Origin of the sequence: Aeromonas sp. CD (genome assembly GCF_033349375.1) — a bacterium.
In the GTDB taxonomy this organism is placed as follows: Bacteria; Pseudomonadota; Gammaproteobacteria; order Enterobacterales; family Aeromonadaceae; genus Aeromonas; species Aeromonas hydrophila.
Genome location: NZ_CP137631.1, coordinates 2,124,084 through 2,147,725, shown reverse-complemented (window position 1 = coordinate 2,147,725; position 23,642 = coordinate 2,124,084). Strand labels below are relative to the sequence as shown.

At 42.9% G+C, this 23,642-nt stretch carries 23 protein-coding genes; 21 read left to right on the top strand and 2 right to left on the bottom strand.

Translation table 11 applies throughout. From position 1 onward, the window contains the following. Positions 1 to 193 precede the first annotated feature (193 nt). From R2E40_RS10055 to R2E40_RS09955, 21 genes are all read left to right on the top strand, one after another. The gene (locus tag R2E40_RS10055) at positions 194 to 703 is read left to right on the top strand and encodes a hypothetical protein (protein WP_318165364.1); all 510 of its coding nucleotides are present in this window, start codon (positions 194 to 196) and stop codon (positions 701 to 703) included. 141 nt (positions 704 to 844) lie between these two features. Further along, a complete protein-coding gene (locus R2E40_RS10050) occupies positions 845 to 1,045 on the top strand; it encodes a hypothetical protein (protein WP_125606142.1) in 201 nt (66 codons plus the stop codon). A gap of 12 nt (positions 1,046 to 1,057) precedes the next feature. Beyond that, the gene (locus tag R2E40_RS10045) at positions 1,058 to 1,507 is read left to right on the top strand and encodes an endonuclease domain-containing protein (RefSeq protein WP_318165363.1); all 450 of its coding nucleotides are present in this window, start codon (positions 1,058 to 1,060) and stop codon (positions 1,505 to 1,507) included. A gap of 13 nt (positions 1,508 to 1,520) precedes the next feature. Then, positions 1,521 to 2,054, top strand: a complete 534-nt coding sequence (locus R2E40_RS10040; protein WP_318165362.1) for a hypothetical protein — start codon at positions 1,521 to 1,523, stop codon at positions 2,052 to 2,054. Between the two features lie 87 nt (positions 2,055 to 2,141). Further along, on the top strand, positions 2,142 to 2,342 hold the full coding sequence (locus tag R2E40_RS10035; protein ID WP_318165361.1) for a hypothetical protein: 201 nt from the start codon (positions 2,142 to 2,144) through the stop codon (positions 2,340 to 2,342). 180 nt (positions 2,343 to 2,522) lie between these two features. After that, on the top strand, positions 2,523 to 2,705 hold the full coding sequence (locus R2E40_RS10030) for a helix-turn-helix domain-containing protein (RefSeq protein ID WP_318165360.1): 183 nt from the start codon (positions 2,523 to 2,525) through the stop codon (positions 2,703 to 2,705). A gap of 80 nt (positions 2,706 to 2,785) precedes the next feature. Next, positions 2,786 to 5,782, top strand: a complete 2,997-nt coding sequence (locus R2E40_RS10025; RefSeq protein ID WP_318165359.1) for a hypothetical protein — start codon at positions 2,786 to 2,788, stop codon at positions 5,780 to 5,782. Positions 5,783 to 5,898: 116 nt separating this feature from the next. Next, positions 5,899 to 6,084, top strand: a complete 186-nt coding sequence (locus R2E40_RS10020; protein ID WP_318165358.1) for a hypothetical protein — start codon at positions 5,899 to 5,901, stop codon at positions 6,082 to 6,084. Between the two features lie 22 nt (positions 6,085 to 6,106). Further along, entirely contained in the window at positions 6,107 to 6,682 is a 576-nt protein-coding gene (locus R2E40_RS10015) for a hypothetical protein (protein WP_318165357.1), read from the top strand. 158 nt (positions 6,683 to 6,840) lie between these two features. Continuing rightward, positions 6,841 to 7,155 (top strand): hypothetical protein, encoded by a 315-nt coding sequence (locus R2E40_RS10010; protein WP_318165356.1) that lies wholly within the window; start codon positions 6,841 to 6,843, stop codon positions 7,153 to 7,155. A gap of 142 nt (positions 7,156 to 7,297) precedes the next feature. Next, on the top strand, positions 7,298 to 7,729 hold the full coding sequence (locus tag R2E40_RS10005) for a GIY-YIG nuclease family protein (RefSeq protein ID WP_318165355.1): 432 nt from the start codon (positions 7,298 to 7,300) through the stop codon (positions 7,727 to 7,729). A gap of 142 nt (positions 7,730 to 7,871) precedes the next feature. Continuing rightward, a protein-coding gene (locus tag R2E40_RS10000; RefSeq protein ID WP_318164089.1) for an IS3 family transposase occupies positions 7,872 to 9,034 on the top strand; the annotation gives its coding sequence in 2 pieces (ribosomal slippage) (positions 7,872 to 8,127 and positions 8,127 to 9,034; 1,164 coding nt in all). A 252-nt stretch (positions 9,035 to 9,286) separates the two neighbouring features. Continuing rightward, complete coding sequence (locus tag R2E40_RS09995) at positions 9,287 to 9,859, top strand: hypothetical protein (RefSeq protein WP_318165354.1); 573 nt, start codon at positions 9,287 to 9,289, stop codon at positions 9,857 to 9,859. Next, complete coding sequence (locus R2E40_RS09990; protein WP_318165353.1) at positions 9,859 to 10,557, top strand: hypothetical protein; 699 nt, start codon at positions 9,859 to 9,861, stop codon at positions 10,555 to 10,557. Before R2E40_RS09995 ends, R2E40_RS09990 begins: the two co-directional genes overlap by 1 nt. After that, positions 10,554 to 10,976 (top strand): DUF6950 family protein, encoded by a 423-nt coding sequence (locus R2E40_RS09985; protein WP_318165352.1) that lies wholly within the window; start codon positions 10,554 to 10,556, stop codon positions 10,974 to 10,976. The genes R2E40_RS09990 and R2E40_RS09985 overlap by 4 nt, the downstream gene beginning before the upstream one ends. 37 nt (positions 10,977 to 11,013) lie before the next feature. Continuing rightward, positions 11,014 to 15,264 (top strand): phage tail protein, encoded by a 4,251-nt coding sequence (locus tag R2E40_RS09980; RefSeq protein ID WP_318165351.1) that lies wholly within the window; start codon positions 11,014 to 11,016, stop codon positions 15,262 to 15,264. 13 nt (positions 15,265 to 15,277) lie between these two features. Then, positions 15,278 to 15,811: a hypothetical protein gene (locus R2E40_RS09975; RefSeq protein WP_318165350.1), complete on the top strand. Its 534-nt coding sequence runs from the start codon at positions 15,278 to 15,280 to the stop codon at positions 15,809 to 15,811. Positions 15,812 to 15,887: 76 nt separating this feature from the next. Then, entirely contained in the window at positions 15,888 to 16,289 is a 402-nt protein-coding gene (locus tag R2E40_RS09970) for a hypothetical protein (protein ID WP_318165349.1), read from the top strand. A 42-nt stretch (positions 16,290 to 16,331) separates the two neighbouring features. Next, positions 16,332 to 20,084, top strand: coding sequence for a tail fiber domain-containing protein (locus R2E40_RS09965; RefSeq protein ID WP_318165348.1), 3,753 nt, complete (start codon positions 16,332 to 16,334; stop codon positions 20,082 to 20,084). Positions 20,085 to 20,086: 2 nt separating this feature from the next. Beyond that, positions 20,087 to 20,581 carry a hypothetical protein gene (locus R2E40_RS09960; RefSeq protein WP_318165347.1) on the top strand — a complete coding sequence of 165 codons (495 nt, stop codon included), beginning with the start codon at positions 20,087 to 20,089 and terminating at the stop codon, positions 20,579 to 20,581. A gap of 107 nt (positions 20,582 to 20,688) precedes the next feature. Then, positions 20,689 to 21,537 carry a hypothetical protein gene (locus R2E40_RS09955; RefSeq protein WP_289974313.1) on the top strand — a complete coding sequence of 283 codons (849 nt, stop codon included), beginning with the start codon at positions 20,689 to 20,691 and terminating at the stop codon, positions 21,535 to 21,537. A 53-nt stretch (positions 21,538 to 21,590) separates the two neighbouring features. On the opposite strand, the gene R2E40_RS09950 is transcribed toward R2E40_RS09955, so the two are convergent. Together R2E40_RS09950 and R2E40_RS09945 are read right to left on the bottom strand one after the other, a co-directional pair. Further along, positions 21,591 to 22,031 (bottom strand): hypothetical protein, encoded by a 441-nt coding sequence (locus R2E40_RS09950; RefSeq protein WP_234664361.1) that lies wholly within the window; start codon positions 22,029 to 22,031, stop codon positions 21,591 to 21,593. Between the two features lie 82 nt (positions 22,032 to 22,113). Then, entirely contained in the window at positions 22,114 to 23,622 is a 1,509-nt protein-coding gene (locus tag R2E40_RS09945; RefSeq protein ID WP_318165346.1) for a recombinase family protein, read from the bottom strand. Positions 23,623 to 23,642: the final 20 nt, after the last annotated feature.

Sequence of the window (23,642 nt, the reverse complement as noted above, 5' to 3'; positions counted from 1 at the left end):
TTGTGCTTTCCTTACGCTTATTGCATTAAAGTAAAGGATTATAGTGTATTTTCATGCAATAAGCGTAAGGAAATCGCTTACTATTTGGACAACAAACACAACAACAGAAAATATTTTTAGAATAATCACCTCATTACGTGTGGTATTTCGTGTCCTTTTATAAATACAAATGTCAGTAGATATGGAGGACATTATGAGAACATTCAAGCTACCCAAAAGCGTCTTAGCTGAACTGCAAGGACAAACCATTTATGCAGTGCGTGATCCTAACGCGCTGTTCCATTACTTCGGCAAAGATAACTGTACAGAGATTCGCAAGGAGAGCGTTTATCTTGGCACGTTGCGCAAGCACAGTACCCTAGTACCCGTGCTGTACAGCGTTAAGGGAGCGCACGTTATAGACGACATCGCAGCTATGTTTATACGTGGGCTTGTTGCGTGTTTCGAGGGTAATACCCTGTTCGTGTACAACGTGGATTCAAACGCTTACGTGAATGAAGTCATCGAGGTAAACGAACGCCAATACATCGTCTTAGGCACTGGACTGGATCACGTTGAGGCTGTTGAGTTGAAGCGCAACACGTACCACAAGACTGAGCTGCTTGGCTTACTCAGGAAGCTACACAAGGCACGGCCTGAAACGGAGACTATCCAGGAATACAGAGTGCTAGGCCACTTCCTCCAGCAAAAACACTGGCGGTAACTTCGCTAGCTGCTTGCACTGAAACTAAATTTCTCATAGAAACAGGCGCTTACGAGATTTTTAGGCTTCATTTTTTAAAAAACTGTGCAAACGGCTTATATCAGTACTGCATTTCTGCAACTGAACCATAAGGCCAAAGCAATGACCGCAATCCGCAAGAAACTCAAGAAGACCAAAAAGTGTACCAATGCTGTGCAACGCCACCGCGTAGCTGCTTCACCATCAAGTATGTTTGACGAGCACCTGTATATGAAGACACAGCTTGCAATGCCCGCCCCAGTAAAGCCGAAGAAGCCAAAATCAACAAAGGTACGCTGGAATCCTGAGCTTTTTGAAATGTAAAAAGGAGAACAAATGCAATTCCGGCAAAAGGATCTTGCCGGGTATAGAGTACAGAAACTTGCAGAGCAAAAGGGACTTTGCCCTCTCTGCAATCAAGTAGTAGTAAAGCCTGTCGCTGATCACGCCCACTTGAACGAACCACACGAACACCACTTAAGAGGTGTGCTCTGCTCACAGTGCAACACTACAGCAGGTCAAGTATGGAAAGTGCTTGTTAGATCAGGAACAGTAAACAAGCTAGGTATAAATGGAGCAGTGCAATATCTAGTGAACTTAGGCAAGTATTACTCGGCTGATTACAGCTCAGACCCCTATCACCCAAATAGACCAAAAGATGAAGAGAAGCGTCTTAATAGATGCACTAAAACTGAAATACTAAATGAACATCCTGAACTGAATAACGAACTTTACGAAGGCTGCACTAAAGCAGACCTAATCAAGATAATCATTCAACGTTTGTAAAATAGGATCAATAATGACCACTGCTATTACTGCATCAACTACTGTATTCACCTTGAACGATCTAGCTAAACAATACTTTGGTGTGGATTTTGAATACATCGACCGGTATACAAACTTCATTCGTGGCATAGGTCTGAATACTGCCCCGTGGATTTTGATCAAGCGCACTCTGGAGATTGAGATTGATATGAAAAAGGTCATTGAGTGGTTGGTGTTTTATTGCGAGGATTTGTGCGCACAAACCAACGTTCGATATGGAAGTGACTGCGTGTATCTAGGCGGTCTAGTTGAACCAGAAACAGCTGACGCAATAGGTGCAGTGATGATCTTAGGTTCACTACACCCGTATATAAAAATCACCAGCGGGCGTTTTGGTTTTTATACTAAAGTTGATTTCACTAAAATCACCCGCAAGGATGCAGTTTATATAGCTAAACTAGTTCTAGAGAACAAGCTAAAAGAATTATACGCCGAACACCCACATCTTGAATTTGACAAACTGCTGGGTCTAACTCTAGAGCAACGACATGACAAACTGCTAGGATAAAATATTTCAGAAAAACCACGTTATTACACACGTTTTCTTGTGCTGATTTATAAATACATATGTCAGAAGATAAACAAGGAGACTGTTATGAAACTAAATGATGTTGTTGCTTATGTAGTGTATGGCGTTCTAGTAATGGGTGCTGGTATGGGTCTAGCTGCTGCCACCGAAGTGTACCAGAGTAGCCAACAAGGCAGAACGCTCTGCTTAGGTGAAGTCCAACCGCGCCCAACAACAGCAAAACAAGACATTCAAGAAATCACTGATTACGTTCTAATGAAAAAGTAAGAAGTGGTTTAAACGTTCCGAAAATAAATTGTTATAATATAGTAAGCAAGGAAACTTGCCCCTCCGTGAACCTATCATTTTTACTTATATAGCAGTTAAAGAGACTCCAGGAATGGGGTCTTTTTAATGGTCTTTTTCATAAAAAATTTCATAAATAATATAAATACACTAGGAGGCATTATGTTAGAGATGCGAAAGAAAGCTGGCCGCAAGCCAAAGATTACAAAAGAGCAAGCGCAAACATTTAAGGACTTGCACTTTAGAGGGTACTCAATGGATAGCATTGCAAAGCAGTACAACGTAAGTAACGCTTGCATATCACTGAGTATTAAGAAGCTACGCGATGGCGGCTTTGAAAAATAAAAAAAGGTAAATGCGTGAACATTTACCTTTTTTAAATACATGACAGATTTGGATTTTAAAACATGACCAAGGAGGTCTACATGAGTAATAGTATTTATAATTTTGGATACACTGAACAAGACGACAAACCAAAACTTGAAATGTTTGCTCTCACGTGGAGTGAGATTGTTGATCTGTTCAAGACAGAAGGATTCAACTACGTATCAGAGAAACCAAAAGTGCCTGGCATTGTTGGTTGCAGTATGCTCAAGAATTGGCGCTGTAATGACAACGTAATCGCACGTGAGTTGTTCTACTTAGACGTTGATGACGGTGTGACTATTGCTGAGATTGAAGAGTTGATGAAGGATTATACTTACTTGATTTACTCAACATACAGCCACGATCCTGATGCAGGCATTGAGAAATTCCGCTTAATCCTACCACTTGCTAAGCCTATGGCATTTGAAGATTGGGATGTGCGCCGTAAGACATTCATCAAAGCATACCCTCAAGTAGACCCTAATAGCTTCAAAATTTCTCAGTTCATGAAGATGCCAGTACTGAGCCCTGTAAATCAAAAGCATCACTTTGTGCGTGAACATAAAGGCAATCGCTTGTTTGATGCTTATGACTACGCACCGTACTACACTAAGCCACTAGCACCCGCGCCTGTTATGTCATTCAGTGCAGATGACACTGCACAATACCAACATGCGGCGTACATAAACGCGCGCGCATTTGCTAGTCACGATGAACGATTGAAAGCATGTACTACAATGAAGGCGCTTGGGTTTGATGCTAATACAGTAGAGACTATCCTACAAATGTCAGGTACAAATAAAGCGCACGGTTACTGGACAACTACTTTCAATAAAGCCAACACCAAGTATGCAAGTGTACGTTGGTTTCTTGAGAAGATTGGCATCAAGACTAAGTGCTCAAAGCTAGCTGAACAAGCAAAAGCAAACGCGCTCAATACAACCAAACAAACAAAAGTGAGTGCGTATGATCAAGAGTTCTATTTAACTGATGATCAACGTTTAGGCGATGTTATTGGGAAGTTTGAACTTGGTTATTTGAACCTAGTTATTGCTGATTGTGGTGTAGGGAAAAACTATACATCCTCGCGCACGCCTAATGCATGGGTTGTTTCCCCACTTCGTATTATTGTGTCCCAAAACACAACTTCTGCAAATGCAGACAATACAGATGTTGCTACTGTACTGGATCAAGTCACTGAAAACGTATCCGTTATTAGCAAGAAATCAAAGGAGCGCGATACAAGTGGTGGGATTGACAATGGCCCATTGACTTATGAATTTACTGTGCCAAATCGCGCACTGTGTACGTGGAATATGCTGGTCACTATGTACAACGTCCTCAATGACAATGACAAAACAGCACAACAGAAGGCAGCTCACATAGCTGAAGTTGAAAAACTCAAGAACGTTACCTTGTTCATTGATGAAAGTCATGGCTTGTATCTGGACTATACATTCAAGGGTGAAATGATGAGTACAATATATGAAATCATCGCCGCTAAACTATTCAAGCAAGTAATATTCATGTCAGGTACATCAAGCGCAGACGATTACCATGTGAAGTTTGACAAGGTAATACGTGTAGGTAAGGAAGCAGAACCCAAAGTTACCACTAGGGTAATTGCTGAAGATGTTTTCAGTCACGTTGCATATTCAGTACTGAACTCAACAGCGGACGGTATTGTAGTTTACTGGAATGACTGTAAACAAATTGATAAATTGACGGCTCTCATTGGTACAGAGAAAAAGTTACTCACAGTCACAGCTGATACTGGCGTGAAGAACCACCCAGATGTTATTGCTCTCAAAACCACAGAATGCTTAGGTGAAGGGTACGAAGGTATCATAGGCACAAACAGTATTGTTGAAGGTATGAATATCAAGAATGAAGTTGATACTGTTGATGTGTTTGTTGTAGGTAATGAGCCAGTTGAACGTATTGAGCAAGTATCAAACCGTTATCGCAAAGCGAAAACAGTGCGAGTATACAATGTAGTATCAAAAACTTCTCCTGACCTTACTTATAGCATTCTAAAGCGCAGTGATGTTACGGCGACCGCAAATACGATCACTAACGCACTCAACATTGTACTTGATTGTGCCGTTACTGATAATGCTCTGCGTTATACAGCTGCCAGGAATCAGCTGCACGCGATCAAGGACGTAAATGATCAGACTAGCCCCCACACACTGATCCGCATTGCTAAAGGCGAAGATGGTTTGTACAAGTTTGTACCGAACTACGTTGGTATTGATGGCCGTGTATCTAACAGCAAAGCAACGTTTGATTCATATAACTTTGAGTCATACAAGGAGCGCTTGAGTAAGCTAAACCACCACGTTGTTATGATGTTTAGTCACGTAGCGCGTTTAAGTAAAGCAGAGCAGGAAGCTATTGATGAAGCCGCTGAAGAAAATAAAGCACAACGTCAAGCAGACGCATTGAAGAACGTAATTGATATGGTGCTCCGTGATACCGTGGAAGATGCATATAACGATATGGTGCAGCGGCGCGAAGAAACCCTTGAACGTGACCTGCTGGTGAAAGTACTGCGAGTACACAACTACATCAACGCTACTGATGTAGTTGATATGCTCACTCGCAACACCTATAAAGCAGTACTTGTTGATATTGAGCGAGTGAAGCGTGAGAACAAGATCATCAACTACATCAATGCTAATATCAATGTAGGTGACGTACTTGATGCTGTCAGCAAAGCTCACCATGCAGAAGCTATTATGAATATCTGGCGCAATGACAAATCAATTCAAGCAGCTGACGTTGATTTGAACAAGAAAGCAAAATATGACAACGGCGTACTTGAACAGAAGTCTGCTACTGTTATTCTGCGTCAATATTTGAAACTAAGTAATACCAAACCAACATACGTGAATGGTAATACTGTACGCTTGAGTACCGTTGAAGGCACAACTACTTCAGGCTACACAATCACCAAACAAACATCACATTCACAACGCCAACTTGCTGCTTGTGTGAAAGCAAAGCAAGTAAATGGATTTAGTCAACTAGCAGCTAAACGCGCTGCTATGTGATTATTGAAATCAAAAATTCCTTACGCTTATTGCATGAAAGTAAAGGATTATAGTGTATTTTCAAGCAATAAGCGTAAGGAAATCGCTTAATATTTGTACAGCACAAGGAATTGAACATGCAAAAACAACCTACACTGACTGCATTCCAACAAGCAGTTTACGCCATCGTATCACAATACCCAGAGCTTACTGACAAACAACGAGTGTTTGAATGCGTCCTGACTTTAGACTCACCGCATGATTATCACGATGGCCACATTGATGGCGCTTGTGATTGGATAGCATACAACCTATATCAGTAACAGAAATTCAAGGAGGAATACAATGAACGATTACATCATATTTGACACATGGCATGACGACAAGCAGCAAACCCAGCGTGAAGTAAACAACCAAAACTATCAAGCAAAACAACACAAAGCCGCGCAGGACATAATTGAAAAAACTAAAGCCTATAATGGGTTCTTCTTTGCAACAGAACTTTCAGACAAACTAGTGCATAGCTATATAAACAAGCATATTGGGAAAACTAGGGATGAACTGATACGAGCGTGGACTGACCTATGCGCGAAACACGCAGTAACATTTATCCGCCGCGATTTGAGTATCACGTACCAACGCAGAGTACCCAACTCGTATAAAAATGGGAAATACGATTATGAAACACTCATTGAAAAGGACGCTAAAGTACGTGATGGTAAAGTTGCAGCAGGGCAACTCCAGCGCGCCAGAATCATCTACAACGGTGTGTTCTTGTGGGGCGATGAACTGGACAGAGTAGTAAGTGCTATATCACGCACAGCACGGACAGCAGCATCAACCGCACTAGATGATTACTTCACCACGCATCCCAATAGCGGGATGCATGAGTTTGATATATTACTCAAGGGCTTTATGTAAGCCACGTTATTCCCCACATAAATACAGTAACACATAACAGCATAGGAGCGCTTTAAAGGCGTTCCTAGCATAAGCAATACAAGCACTAGCTATGCTGCAAGGAATGCAGCACGCAGCGTTACAGCGCGTTATACGCTACATAAGCCAAGGAGGCACTAATGGCACAACTTACCTCACTACAACAAATTGAACTACAGCAACTAAAGGCTGCATTTGATGCGCTGTGCATTATGCAGGATGATTTAAAGCCCTTCGCAGAAACCCGCACATACAACACGGTACAACGATTAGTTAAGCTTAGTTGTATAACAGGCACTGTGCGTGAACTAGAGCGCATTGAATACGGCTTAGGCTGGCGAGTATACAAAACGAAAGAAGAAGCTCAAGCAACAATGAATGAGTGGCTTGAGGATTTAGCTAATAATGGCGGTAACTTTGTTGATTTGGACTTAGTACTAGCAGGCTTATATTAATTTAAAACACACACCAAACAAGCCAAAAAAGCACACGAAACATAAAGAAAACAAGTAAAAACAAGCGTTTTTTGCTTGTTTTTGTGCATGTGTATTTTGCCCGTGTGATGACACGTAAAAATAATAAACATCAGGAGGATGTATGGTTCTGGTTGAAGAAGTGCAACTGCCAAAAGCAGACAAAGGATATATCTATTTTGCTGATATTACGTTGAATGGAGAGACATTCACGAAAGTAGGATATAGCCAAAATCCAAATAGACGCTTCTTGTATGACGTCTCAGAATTTGAATTAGATGAAGTTCGCATTCGCTTTCGTAATATTATCCCCATGATGGACTGGATGTATGAGCACGCAGAAGGCACCCCTAGAGCATCGTACTGGGAAGAGCTACTACACAACGCAATGCGCAACTCGGGATGTTGGCACGAACCAGAGCACACGTTTAGCGGATCAACCGAGTGTTATTTGCTTAGCCCCCGCGAATACAAAGCAGCTATTGATTACTTGGAAGAACAACTTCAGATGATGGCTCCACCTAAAGGCTGGTGTATTCCTTACTCTATGGACTAATAAATACAACAAAGATAACAAGGATCTTATATGAAAAAAATTCTGTTTGCACTTTTTGCTTTTATGTCAAGCTCTGTAGTGGTCTAATCATCCCGGACACCATTTTAGGTGGTACAGTCGCCACCATGACCTGAGGTGTTCAATGACAAGATTGCGTCGCTCGTTTACTGCCGAATTCAAACTGGAAGCTGCATCCCTGGTGCTTGATCAGGGGTATTCAGTCCCCGAAGCCAGCCGTTCGCTGGATGTCGGTGAAACCGTGCTTCGCCGCTGGGTTCAGCAGCTTCAATCCGAACGCAGTGGCACTACCCCAATCAGCAAAGCGCTGACTCCGGAGCAGCAGAAAATCCAGGAGCTGGAAGCCCGTATCAACCGGCTCGAACGTGAAAAGGACATTCTAAAAAAGGCTACTGCTCTCTTGATGGCGGACGAGTTCACACGTACGCGCTGATAGACCGATTAAGGGAGCAAGCCCCCATCACCTTGGTCTGCTGCGCTTTCGATGTTCCCACCTCCTGTTTTTACGATTATCTGGCTCGCAGGCGGACGATTAACCGTGAGCGCATGCAGCAGCGCTGCGAGTTGCGCCGGTTGTTCAAAGCGAGCCGGAACTCGGCAGGCAGCCGTGCCTTGATGTCGATGATGCGGGAGCTGGGGTATCAGATTGGCCGGTTCAAAGTACGTAACCTGATGAAGGAAGCCGGGCTGGCATCCAAGCAGCCGGGCGCACACCGTTATAAGGTGGCACAGTCTGAACGACCGGACATTCCCAATTTGCTGGCCCGCGAATTTGATGTCCAGCAACCCAATCAGGTGTGGTGTGGCGATATCACCTACGTCTGGGCAGGTGGTCGTTGGCATTACCTGGCAGCGGTGCTTGACCTGTACACCCGGCGGGTTGTGGGGTGGGCGATGTCAGATAAACCAGATGCAGAGCTGGCCATCAACGCACTGGAGATGGCCTATCAACAACGAGGTTGCCCGTTCGGCGTACTGTTTCACTCTGACCAGGGCAGCCAATATGGCAGCCGGGCATTTCGGCAACGACTGTGGCGCTATCGCATGACCCAGAGCATGAGTCGTCGTGGTAACTGCTGGGATAACGCCCCGATGGAGCGGTTGTTCAGGAGCCTGAAGTCAGAGTGGCTCCCGGTAACGGGATACCTGAGCCTGCGGGAGGCGAAACGGGATATCAGTTATTACCTGATGGATTACTACAACTGGCGGCGTCCACATCAACACAATGACGGGATACCGCCAGCAAAAGCCGAACATCGGCCTAACCGAGTGTCCGGATTTAGTTGACCACTACACTCTGCTTATGCAGACACAATATCTATGGCTGGTTATATAACGTGCTATTCAGCGTTAGGCCAGCCACTTACGGTTATGACAGACAAAGACGGAGAGCTAAAATTATATGACGTTTTCTTCTTAGAAGACCGTACAACACATAATTCTAGCTTTATTACAGTAAAGATAAAAGATGAATGGTATAAGTTGCCGGTTAATAGCTGCATTACCAGACATTTCGTCACTAACAAATAAGGAAACACTATGTACGACACCCTTCCAGAAAAGGAAGGGCGTATCTTCATTTCGGGCTATGCACCTGACAACGTCATGCCAAAACAAGTCAACGTATCCCAAACAGGCAGAGTCTCAACTAGATGGACAGGTGTTCAACGTTGGGACTTTAAGCTAACCATCGAAGCATTTGGACATGAAGCTATCCGCGAGCTTGAAGCTTTCTTTATGTCACATACAGATACGCCTTTCTATATTACCCTCCCCCTTTTCCAATCATCTGCGTTAAGCAACTCTATTGTTTCAACTAAAGCACTTGCTAGAACTAATAAAATCCAAGTATCAGGCCACCGAGGCGCTATACAAGTTGGTGATGCTCTTACCTTCCTAAACCACGCTAAGCTTTATCGCGCATTGAATACAGTGCGTGGATCCGGCGTTCTTGAAATATTCCCTCCATTACGTGCCGATGTTAACGCAGGCGAAGCTGTCATTCTTCAAGATGTGAATATTCTTGTGCGCTGCACTTCGGATTACAAAGCAACAATCGATGACGTTGATTGGGTAGCCACCTTTGAAATTGAAGTAAAGGAGGCTTTCTAATGGGCATATTCGGATCAAAGAAAAAACCAAAAGACTCCAACTATATCAACTTCAACAGTGCATTAAATGCCCCGTATGTCAAAACACAAGTGCAAGCTGCAATTGAACGTGATCTAGGCATTCGCCGTGAAGTGCAATATCCAGATATTTTTAGATATTGCGGCACCCCGCGCCACTTACTAGAGATAGAGTTCCCCAATCTCACACTTAGATTATGCAACGACCCGCAAGGCGACATTTACGCTGATTCGAAGCGCTTTATATCAGACGGTTCTTTGCTAGCATTTGACGACTCCGAAGAAACATCTGAGCTTATACAGCGCGGAATGACTGTTAAGTTAAGTGACTCAAGCGATACGCTTATTCAGCTATTCAACGAGTCCAAATACTTAAAGGTCCCAATCAGAGGTTATCACGCATACATGGACGTTACTGGGCAAAAACCAAATCCAGAAGTTCCATTTTTTGTTGTGGAATTTGAACGTGGCTTTATCGATCAACCGGAATTTACGTGGAACGCGATAAAAGGAAAAGCGGAGTTCAAGATAACCACAACAGCGTTACTTGAAAAGTTAAACAACTCAACTGGTAATAGAACAGCTCACGCGCTGCATCAATTATACAAGCCAGGTGATAACTTCTTTAAGTTCAGCAACTCAACACAGGACAGTAAAAAGCAAATATGGAAGATGCTATGAGTGCAAATATTACAGAACAAACATCACAGCTAACAAGATATCTAGCTGCATTATCCCAACTAAAGGCAATGCAGTTTGATCAATACCGAGCAACTGCATTTGTAATGGATGCTGTATACGGCACTAATGACCTAGAAAAGCTAACATACAAAACACTGCGAGGAGCAAAAACAAACCTAAAGAAAGCCTTTGGTGTTAGCTCCTTGTACGAATACATAGAGAGCAAGCGTCTATCGCGCATAGAGCCAGAGTTAGCAGCTTTAGGTGACATTGTACTCGTCTTGGACGAACACGATGACATCGCGTTCTGTGCAGGCAAGCAGTGGTTGTATTTTGATGATGCTGACTTACTAAGACATGATCGCTTTTCAGTGCGTGATTACGAAGTGGAGATGTTAGCTTACAGGCTAACTGAATAATATAAGACTCCAATAATAACAATAATAAGGAGATACAATGACTGGTTTTGAGATATTTTTTGCCGTCATGATGTGTGCCTCGGTGGCAATGTCAGTTGTTGCTATGGCGCAAGCTGGTAAAGGCATGGACATGGATGACGTTGGTGCTGATATTCCAGACGCTGGCGCTAATAAGAGTTTGGACTTTGTGTATGGTCGCTCAAGAGTACAATGCAATAAGGTATTTGAGAAAGTAGGCAAGTCTAAAGGTACTGCTTGGTGGCAATCTAATAAAAATAACTTAATGGGTAGTAACTATGTTCAACCCGTTGAAAATGATGTAAAGGAAGGCGACTGGTTAACAGTAGTGCTTTCCGCTGGTCAAGGCCCATTTAATGCCCTTAAACAAATCTACATCAACGGCAATCCTGCACTAGTTGATGCATGGCAGAATAATGCAAACGGGTTCAAGGATGTTACTTGCGGCACTATTGGCAAGGACATGATTGATCAACGCTTCCGCGACCACCTGCAAATTCAATTCAACATGGGTCAAAAGCCATTCTTCTATCAAATGGTTAATGACTTGCACCCCGAATGGGACGCTACTTGTGTAGGCGATGGTATTGCCTCTATTGCACTGCGTATTTTACGCGATCCATATAAAGGCGAAATCCAAACCACTCCATCTGTTGAGGTGGAAGTAGAAGGCCGCCTAATCCGTGATATTCGCTTTGAAAGTGCATCGCTGACCTATCGTAGCACCGCAGGTACTCCTGGGACTAACCCTGCTTTGTGCGTGTATGACTACTTTACATCGCCATTTGGCGCAAACGTAGACCCAGCCGATGTAGATGAATACAGTGTTATTCAAGAAGCCAACCGATTTGATAAAGCTACACATTATATAAACGGTGTAGTGGATCAAAAACAAACAGTAAAAGCTAACATTGATGCAATGCAGAGTGACTTTTTCCTTACATGGATTAAGCCAGCCAACAAATGGAAACTCATTTCATGGGCACCTGATGTTATCCAAGAGTCGTTTACCGAGGATGATATTTTAGATGAAGATATCAACTATAAATGGGCATCATCTAAAGCTGCATTTAACCAACTGCGAGTTGAATACGCAGACGCTAAAAAGAACTATCAACGTGATGTGTTAGTTTATCCGACTTTGACTAATGATGAACTAATTGCGCGCGATGGCAACATATCACCCAAGAACGTAAAGGTTACGTTTTGTACTTCAAAAGAACAAATCGATGACTTTGCTTCTATCTATTACGAAACCATGCGTAAAGTCGGTATCCTTACTTTTAAAGGTAATGAGAAAGCCTATAACTGCGAAGTTGGTGATATTGTCGAAGTCAACCACTCAAAATATCAATTCAATAAGAAGCTGTTCCGTGTGATGAAAATCAAGCGTAGCACTACAACTGATAACACAGGTGTGGCACAAATTACACTGTCCGAGCACAACGTTGAAGCATTTGATAAGAAGCATGTATCAAACCAAGGTACTGATGTTGTTGAGCAGCCTAGAGTGATCCCAGCACCGCATAACTTAAAGTTTGAAGTTGCTAAAGTATCAGATACATTTACAGGTTTGCTGACGTGGGATCGTGTGAGTTGCTTTGACTTCTTGGAATACGTTGTTGAATATAAACTCTCAAGCCAGCCAGAAACAGAATGGCAGCATTACAACCGCACACAGAATAACGAGCTTTACATTACCAATTTGCACGGTGCAATGTATGACTTCCGAGTATTCACTCGCACTAAGTTCATGCAACATTCTGCTTTTGAGTTTCTTTATAAAGTTGATGTAAATGACGACACTATTCTGCCTCAAGTAACTGGCTTAAAGTTAGTCACTACCAACAAAGACAAAACAATCACCGATTCCAAAGACTTCACACTTGTGTGGGATTCAATGGATGATGTTGAGGTAAAAGCTGACTTGCAAATGATGCCAAACGCAACTGGCCATCAAACTGTAAAATCTGTCAAACGCGGTTATGAGGTTGAGATATCACACGGCGCAAATGGAGAATATAAACAGACTGTTGTAACGCTTGAACCAAAATTCACTTATACCTTTGAGCAAAACGCGATGAACGGCTTAAATCGCTACGTGCAATTCAAAGTTCGTATCCTGTCTAAAGGCGGTGCAAAATCACATAGCCCTGCTGTCCTAAAGGCAAAGAATGAACAGTGTAAAGCACCAACTGGCTTAGACGTAAAAGGTCACGTATATGGATTAACAGCTGAATGGATACCGTGCCAAGAGTTTGATTACAAAGGTACTAGAATCTACGTAAACGCTAATAAAGGTTTCGTACCAACGGATGCTGATTTAATTTGCGATGAACCGTGTAGCTACTTCCAAAAATCAGATATCAAACGTCAAGTATGGTATGTGCATGTTGCACATTACGATGTATTTGGTGTTGATGAACTGCAATTTAGCCCAGAGATCCGCATTTCACCAAGCAATATCGTTGATGAAATGACTTCAATGAAAGAGGATATAGGTAAAGAGCACGCTGACGCTATTAAAGGCGTAACAGTAGAAACTGATACTAAAATCCAAAACACCAAGAAAGAACTTAATTCTACTTTAAGCGCATCAGCTAAAGCGCAGCAAGAAAAGCTAGACGCAGAGATTAAAGAGCGTGGCGTTGTTGTTCAGGAAGTAAAAACAACTATAAGCGATCTAAAAACTAAAGTTGCTAATGATGTCAAAGAACTTAAAACACAGTTAGATGACAACACAGCTGATATCAAGGAAACCAACAGTACACTTACAGCTAAGGATAAAGCGTACACTGAACGTTTTGTTAAAATCGAATCATCGACTAAAGATAACACTGCAAAAATCGAAGAAGTAAAGAGTACCTTTACTGATAAAACTAATGCGATCGTTGAAGATGCAACAAAGCTTGAAGCATCATTGAATGGTGTAAAAGGCACAGTTACTCAGCAGTCCAAAGTGATTACTGAAATGACCGGTGACATTACGAATATCCAGTCTCAATATTCCATCTCTTTGCAAGCTGGTAATCAATTTGCTGGCATCAGCCTAATTGGTAAGAGTGGGACAGTGACAACAACTTCACTTGCGTTTGCGGCTAACCAAATGTTGTTTTGGGATCCTGAAGCAAAGAATAACAAGCCATTCATGGAATACCGTGAAGGTAAACTAAGGATGGTTAATGCCTATATCGATGATATCGGAGCTGGGCAGATTATAGCAGGTGCTATTGGTGCCGATCATATTCAAGGTGAAAGCATTGAAGCTAAGCACATCAAAGCAGGCTCAATTACTACTGATAGACTAAAAGCTGAAAATGCATGGATCACTAACGCAATGATTGGTGATGTTATCCAGTCGCATAACTTCATTTCTGGCGGTGCTAATATGCCGCCAAAGAGTGGATGGAGTATCCAGAAAGGCGGCAACATATACGCAGCTAACCTTTATGCATCTGGTATTTTGCAAGGTGCAGTTTTGAAGGGTTGCTTGATTGAAACTGGTAACATGATCATTCAAGGCGGTATAAACAAAGTCTTAACTGTTACTGATGCAGATGGCTGGGGCGGCAAGCGCTACTGGTGTCGTGAAGCCGCAGGCTTAAATGGCAGCTTACCAGCACCGACTAACGGGTCTATTGCACAGACAGATTTCTGCGCTGTTGTTCCGTATAACTACGATGCAGCAGGCGTTGAAAACGTAAATGGTGAAACGGTAGTACGTAATTATGAAAGAGCTAAACGTGCAAATGTTCAACCCGATGTTAATTTGAAAGTTCAAGTAATAAATGCGTCTAACACAAATGCGTATAACTTCAACATTCAACTAGTTGATGCTTCAGGTAATCAAATAGCAGCTGTACCGTTTACGCTTAACTTTGATTGGACGTATATACAGACACGAGGCAGCATATCAAGTACAGGCAGACCGCAAGAGATACGCTTTAGCGCGGGTGGATATAACGGTGTAGCTAGCTTAACGTGGGCTAATCCAAGTTGGGAGCAATGCAGTGGATCCAACGCAGGTGATCACCAAGAAACTTGTAATACCTACAGTGCAGTAATGCTTACTTCAATTTCAGTACAGCTTACTAAAGCCGGTGCACCGCAATTACCATACAGCGGTAACTACTCTGGTTGTTACTTACGTTGTACATGCACTACCGATAAAGTAGGAGCTACATGGTCATTCCCTGATAATCCCAGAGATAAGCCGCCTAAGCATGTTATTACACAGCTCTCAATGAGTGACAGCAACATTAGATACTAAACAAGGAGAGTTTATGTTTTGCGTATCTGAGTTTTCAAAGGAGGCACCATTCAATATCAGCGAATATGATTACGTATTCGCCGACATTACTGGCAAAAGAACAATCAACATCGTTGGTGATGTTGATATCGCAAGCATCCTATATAAAAGAATACAAAAATCAAACACACTAGATTTGTACAGTATTAGTATTAACGCCAATAACCATACGCGAATGGCATTTGTTATCGACAATGATACAAGTAAAGTGCAAGCTGATTATGTGTTTTGTTTTACTTCACAAGAAGCTAAAGGGTCAATCCCGCCAATTGAAAAGCTTCAAGAAACAAATTGGCTAATGCTTAAACACTTAGTTGATAGCCTAGCAGCCGCAGGGCTACTTAATGCAGAAGGTACGGCGTTAAAAGAACAGCGTGATAATTGGCGGCAGCAAATTGATACCTATGGCATTAACGCCGAGTTAAGCCACGAAGTAACTATGGTAGAAAGTGAAGGCGTAACTATTAAGCCTATACTCGATGAAAATATGCTTAATCGCTATATCTAAAAATTAAGGGAGTTCGCCTCCCTTAAATACATAATAGAAAATAACAATAAGATCCTATAACAAAAAAGGACATAATATGATCGATGCAAAAAAAACCACTCGCGGGTATGATTTTTATATGGATACTGGCGACGATCTCCGTGGTCGCTTCTGGTATGAAGAAAAGTTAACTGATTCCGAAACAGGCGAGGTAATATCAATTACCCCCGTTGATCTCACTAATATCGCAATTACTGGTACAGCTAGAACAGCATTTAACACAGATGCTGATTCATTCAACTTACCACTCACTAAAGCTGACCAAGTTAAAGAACGTGGCGCTTTCTATATCGTCCTCTCGCACAACCTCACCGCTCAATTCAGAGCAGATAATCGCCCTCGTAAATTCCAATTCGACTTGCAATCCGTAGACGCCAATAAATGGACGCAAACATTTTGCAAAGGAACTATCAATTTCGACCAAGATAATACTCTCTAATAGTTTTGCACTTCCAAAAATAATAATAAAAAAGGAAATATAATGATTATAAGAACTATCTCGCTACGGCTAGAACTCCTTAACGGCGACGGCTATGTGATTGATCAACAGGAATTTGAGACTTCTGGTATTGCTCCACAGAGTACTGCTAAACGGCTGCAAGACTTAGAGGACGTCGGCAAATACACCGACAATAAGGGTAAATTCCTGGGCGTCAACGCAGCAGGTACAGCTCCTGAGTTTGTCGATTTGCGCGGTGAGATTAAAGCAGCAGAACAACGTCTCCAAGCGAAGGACAACGCCCTTGATGCTGCTATCAAGGCCAACGCAAAAGCCTCAACAGACGCAGATACAGCGTTTAAAGCGGCGTTGGATACTGAGATTAAATCAACCGATGCTGACATCGCCGATGTTCGCGCTAAAGCTACCACCGAAACAACAGAACGCAAAGCTGATGTTGACGCACTTAATGACCGTGTAGACGCACTGCAAAAACAAAAAGACAGTGAAGTAACTGCTCTTAAAGCTGCTGATGCCGCAGAAGCAAAAACTAGAGCTGATGCAATTACTAATCTGACCAAAACAGTAAACACAAATAAATCACTAGCTGATGCAGCTCAACAGAAAGTTGAAGGCCAGTTTGTTATTTTGAACCAGTCCATCTTGGATTCTGGTACTAATTTTCTCGAAACGCAAACAGCTCTTGAAAACAAGCTAACAGCAGTAGATGCAAAGTTAATTCAAACTAATGACGCGCAAGATAAACGTCTAGTTAATATCGAAACAAACTTTGCCACAAAATCGTATGTACAAGATGAAATCAAGAAGATCAACATTACCGATGTTAAGGTGATTGCATCACGCAAAGCACTGCCTACCGCAACAACATCAAATGGTGATTTCTATTTCTTGACTGATACTAAGGAATGGGTTACTTCGGATGGCAAAACTTGGTATGACGTTACGTCTGTTGTGCCTGACGCTGTACAGAAACAGTTTGATGACCTGGATGCGCGTATTACCAACGAAGTTAATAAGCTGCTGCCTACCATTAAGACTGGTTTGGAATGGTTGAAACTGTACGGCTATAAGGGTACTGAAACTCAGCTAGCCGCTAGCTTGAATGAGATCATCAACTTCAACAACAGCATTCAAATTACAAATAAAGGTGGTGAACTGTTTGGCTACTTAATTCACAAACAGTCTGTTTATAACGACCCTAATCAACTTGTAAACAAGAAATATGTAGATGATAAAGCGCAAGCCGAACGTAATTTCTCAACTTCCGTAGACCAGAAGAACCTAAGCAAAGCAGGCGATACTATGTCTGGTGCTTTAACTGCTGCACCTATCAAGAATGCAATCTTAGTGAATAACCAAGGTTCTATTTCTTTTCAAGATGCAACAGGCACTCGCTTCCACTTAAATTCCGAAGGCAACACTTTCAAGCTCAAGCATGGTAACAACGGTGAAAATGATATTCTGTCAATTGATCCTAATGGTACTTGCTCTGCTCGCGACTACTTGCAAAACACCCCGCAAACAAACTTGCCGAATGCTAGTACTAGAAAAGATTACGTAGATGCAAAGTTTAAAGAAGTTGATGATAAGAACTTCGCTTATTACAAAACTGCATTGAGCGCGACGCAGAACTTGAATACCTTAGGTTCAATGTCGGCAGCAGGTGTTTATTATAATCCTGCAAACGCAACTGCTACAGAAGCAAATAATTATCCATTCCGTGAAGCTGGCTCTCTGTTTGTTACTCCTTCCGCTTATGGTTGCTCACAAGAATACACTACATTCAATACTGGTCGTAAGTATGCGCGTGGCTTGAACGCTGCTTGGAATGGTAAAGACGGTCCGTGGAACGCATGGAAAGAGGTCTTAACTGAAAACACTCCGCTAGATACGTCTTATTTGAATGATGAAAAATTACTGTTTAAGTACAGAGGTGCATTGGGCGATCTTAACACTGCCACATTGCCCGGCCATTACCACGTAAACAACACTGCATCAAACCTGCCAGAAGCTACGTTTGGGCATCTGCAAGTAACCTCTAGTGGATCCGCCCCAGCAGTGGGTATCTGGTTGCAACAGACCTTCTATGCACACAACGGCAAGATCTGGACACGTAGAAGCGTAAATGGCACCTGGAACGCATGGCAACGTGTATTCAGTACTGCTGATATGCCTACTGCCGATGACGTTGGCGCACTTGCTGTTACTGGTGGTGAGGTTGCAGGTAACTTGAACATCAAAGGCAAGCTGACTATCAACGGCGTTACAGCTGGTGAGAAAGGTGACAAGGGCGACACTGGCGCTAAGGGTGCAACAGGCGCAACTGGTGCAATCGGCCCCAAAGGTGATACTGGTGCAACTGGCCCAATGGGGCCGAAGGGTGATCAAGGCATCCAAGGGCCAAAAGGTGATAAAGGCGACAAAGGGGATACTGGTGCAACAGGCGCTAAGGGTGAAGATGGTGCTAAGAACGCACTGCCGCTCACTGGTGGTACTGTAACAGGCATTATCAACGCTCCAGCTGGTATTAACTTGTCCGGTAACGGCAGCTTGATATCGCCGGATGGCAAAAGCTCAATTGTCCTGAATAAAGCAGCGTCTATTCGTTATTGCCAAGATACAGGCAGCACCTCTTGGTTCCATACCTATGCAGCAGATGGCTGTTTCAATATAGCAACAGGTAATGATACTAGTCAGACTGTACTGTTCAAAACAGACGCCAATGATAAGTCGTGGTTCACTGGTAATATTCAAATGACAGCAAAAGCTAACGCTAACGCCGTAATGGAATATCATTGCCCAGGTAAGCACGGTCGTATTCAATGGCTTGAGGCTAGTTCTGGCCTATTGCACACCTCTATTTCAAATGGTGCATTTACTGAATCACAGCGTATCGTTTCAGTAGGCTCTAATTTCCAGTTAATGAATGGTGCAGCGTGGGCTTCTGGTAATTCACATGCATACGCTGAACAATATGCGTCATGGGCTCCGTATAGCGTGAACTTTGGTAATGTATCAGGTAGTAGTGATTATTATCCTATTGTTCAAGGCCGTACTGCTGCTACCGGATTTGGATATACTACAGACGTAGATTTCGGTGTGATACGTTCAGGTGGTGGTGATTGGGGCGCAGGTGTTATTCGCGTAGGTTCAGCTGAGGCGGCTTCTAAAGGAACACTATCAGCTTTCACATTTGGTATTACTGGTAACTTCACTGCTCCAAGTTTAGTCAAAGCAGCGGGTGTTCAATTAGGTGCTAGTGGTGTTGCAACAACTGGTAATATCAACATCAACAATGCAAGCCCTACTATCGTAATGCAAGATACTGATCACATGGGCGCTATTCTGCACAACAATAGTAACTTGTTCTATGTGCTGCGTTCACCATCTGCAAACAATGGTTCGTGGGACGGTGGCCCTAATGGCCGTCACCCAATGACACTGAACCTTGCAAACGGTGATGTCGTGTTCTCTGGCAACATCGGTTCGTACTCCGACCGTAGACTAAAGAAAGACGTCAAAACGCTAGATAACGCTTTAGAGAGCGTAATGCAGCTACGTCCAGTCCAGTACAAGCGTATTGGTGAAGATACAGATCGACTGGAGTGCGGTTTTATCGCGCAAGAACTACAGGAAGTCATTCCAGAAGTAGTGCAAACGCAAGAAGATGAAATGGGCACACTGACTGTTGACTATGCAAAACTCGTTGCTTATATGGCAGGTGCTATCCAAACACTGGAAGCACGTATCGCGAAGCTAGAAGGGAGGGCCTAATTATGGCCCTTCCAACGGGTGGCGCAATTTATATGTCCCAAATAGCGGCGGAGCTTGGTATCGATGCTACTGGGCTCACACTGAATGATCCTAGAGTTAGACAGCTAGCAGGCAAGCCAAGTGGGCCTGTTTGGTTTAGTGACTTTTGGGGTAAATCAAATGGCTTGCAAATGACCATAGGCCAATTTAATGATTCAGGCCGTTTGCACTTGGGTTACAAGAATGGTGTGTGTGGTGCATTAAATCCACAAGGATCCGATTATGGTACTGTGTTGCAACTGTATATCCTACGGTGGTCACAGTATGACAATAAGATCATAATCACTACCAATTCAGGCCGAGTAGATGATTTCAATATTACCTTTACTTTAGCAGGACAGACATTCACTTATCCCGTCTCAAGTAATGATGCAAGATCAGCAAAGCCAATTCCAAATACAATGTCAGATCTATTCTTAGCGAATGTCGGCAAAGTATGCCAAGTTAAGTTCAGTTAACTGCTCCAATTAGTACCCCATCTTAATAAAATTGTTGATTGCAAGGGTATTCAGTTGCCTAATAATGAGTAATAATAGGCAAATTTCTGGGAGAGATTGGAGCTAAGATGTTTAACTTATTGATGCTGTCTGTAGATTGGAATGAAGTCGGATCCATCGGTATCTCAAAGCAACGAGTCTTTGAGTACACCGATGACTACATTGCCGAACAGTTCATTGATCAAGGCGGGCAGCCCTACTTAGACAAGCTCAAGGCCCTTCCGTGTCTGTTCTGCAACGAAGGCTATCAGGATGAGTTGGCATACGTTGGACGCATTACGGACGCCAGATTCTCAGGTAAAGAGATAACATTACAGATCAGTTTCGATCAGGACATACCTCCGATAAGAAACAGCCTTCTGTATGAAAATCGTACTGAACTTAACATGCTTGGCACGCTTGCGTTTTCCAGAAATCACTGGTCAGTTAAAGACGTCGATCTCTACCGATTCTTGCTTCGTAATCTTAGACCTACTCGGTCCCTCCCAACTGTTTTTGAGATACCACAACATGAAAGCATCAATGAGTCACTTGCCTCTGCAATGATGCCGTTTGATGCTAGTTTTACCGCTGTATATGCTAGCATTAAACAAGCAGCCAATAATGTAGGATTTGACTGTAAGCGAGCAGATGATATATGGGAACATGCATCCATTATTCAGGATGTAGTATCATTAATTGATCAATCAAAGGTTGTTATCTGTGATTGCTCCGGTCGAAACCCTAACGTGTTTTACGAGGCAGGCATTGCACATACGTTAGGCCGTGAAGTGATATTGATCACTCAAAGCGAATATGACATTCCGTTTGATCTTCGTCATCTTCGTTATATCAAGTACTTGAATAACTCCGAAGGGCTAGCGGCATTGACCCGTTCACTACAAAGCCGAATGCGGACAATCATTGATCGCGAATAAGAGAAACAAAAAAGGGGCCATAGGCCCCTTTTTATTGACTCACCGTTTATGTTTTATTCTACACGGAATTTCTCAACGAACTGCTTGCGCTCTTTGGTGGTGAAACCCGCATCTTCCATGATTGCTTTCAGTTCATCGTTGACTTTGCCAGCCATCTTAACTTCAATGATCTGATCCTTTACTTTGACTTTTACGGTTTCAGATACGCGCTCTTTACGTGGCTTTTTCTCTTTAGTGCCATCAGCAGGTGCTACAGTGCCAGCGATACGCGCCAGTACTTCGTCACGCAGTTCAGCAGGGATGTTAGCAAGTGCGGCTTCAACTGCTGCATCCAGTGCTTCTTTGCGCTTGGCTTCTTTTTCAAACTCTTCACGCATTTCGTCTTGTACAGCGTTGAACTTTTCAATGATATCGCTAAATGCTTCAAAGCCGAGTTCGCGAGCAAGCACACGGATGGAACGGATGTTAGTAATGGTTTTGATAACTTCGGACATGACAGGCCCCTTAAAATTGAAACTGGTTTTTGTTGTTACGCGATGATGTTATGGCTTCCATGCCATTTACGCAACCCGTTTGTTAGTCTTCTACTTCGGTTGTGTTCTTTACCCCTACCCTATTCTTTCTTGTCCACTGCATTACACCAGTATGTATGTGTGAACTTTTTAGATACACTTGTACTTCTGCCTTCCCTGTTTGCTTACAGTCAATGATGATTTTAAGCCCCATCATGCAAAGCTGAGTGTTGAGCTTTCTACGGAGTTCAATGTTCTCTTGGTTCAGTGCATCTTGGATGTCCAAGTCAACGGCTGGGACTATCCTAGTCTCCATTTTGGCAATCTTTTCTTGTAGCTTCTCAATGTCTGCACTCAAAGCCATAAAGCGTTCTTTTGCTTTGGCGTTACCCATTTGCACAATATCAAGCAAGTTGTCTTGCTGTTCAGTATTAAGTGCAAGGCGGGCTTTTAGCGTGTCCAAGGTACGCATCTTGTTGCGGTTTAACTTGCTAATATCAATCTCAGGCAACAATGGCAACACGTATGCTTCGAGGTCTTCATTTGGTACGTTTACACCATCGCAGTCTAGCCCAGCAAGTCTACCATTACAGCGCATAGCTACCGTTTTTACTTCACCTGTTCTGTTTCGTAAAATGCGCTGGTTACTTATGTAGGTGTGCTTGCATGAGTTGCACTGACAGCAAGATCCAAAGATGCTCAACAGAGCATTTACTTTAACTGCTTTACGTGCTCTGCCTTCTCTTATGTCTTTCACTTTCATAAAAGTAGCCAAGTCAACAACAGCAGGATAATAATCTTCTATTGGTTCGCCGTTTTTTGGTGTGTATGTCCCGTACACACACGATGAACTTAAGATAGTCATTATCCTTCCCGAGTGCCATTGGTAAGTGCCAGCATTTACTCCTTTCTTGGCTATCTTAGGGACAGGATATTCAACGTTTTGCTCGATTAAGTAACGTACAATTGGCCGGATTGTCATGCCTGATATGTACAAGTCGTAAATCCGCTTTACTGTTTCTGCGTGTTTGTTTAAATGAAACTTACCATCGATATTATCAATCCATGCAGGGATGTTAGCACCAATGACTTTGTTGGTTTTTCGTGCGTCTTCTATCTTGCGTTGAATGGCATCTGTTGCGCGTTTACTTTTTATCGAGGACTCATTATAAGCGCGGGTCATTATGGACAATGCAACGTGCAATAAATGAGTGTCGGCGATGTTGTATACAATGCCAGTACTGATTTCGTGAATCTCAACGCCTGCTTTCACAATGTCAATGAAACGGGAAAGTGCAGTTAGTTCGTGTTCGCGCCCTAAGCGGTCCAGTGACTCGACCACCAGCGCACTGGGTACAGGTATCAAGTTGCCTTTTATAGCATCCAAGAATGCGCCTAAGTTGCCGTCTATGTGCTTGCTGTGAAATGCTGATGCAACGTCAGCTTGTATGTCCACGATTTCGAGATTGTTGGCTTGGCAGTATGCCTTGGCGTTCTCTAGCTGCCTGTCTAAGCCAACGCCTGAGGTCTGTTGCTTACTGGAAATCCTGCTGTAAATGTACGCTGGTAACATATGTGCCTCTCGCGCTGCCT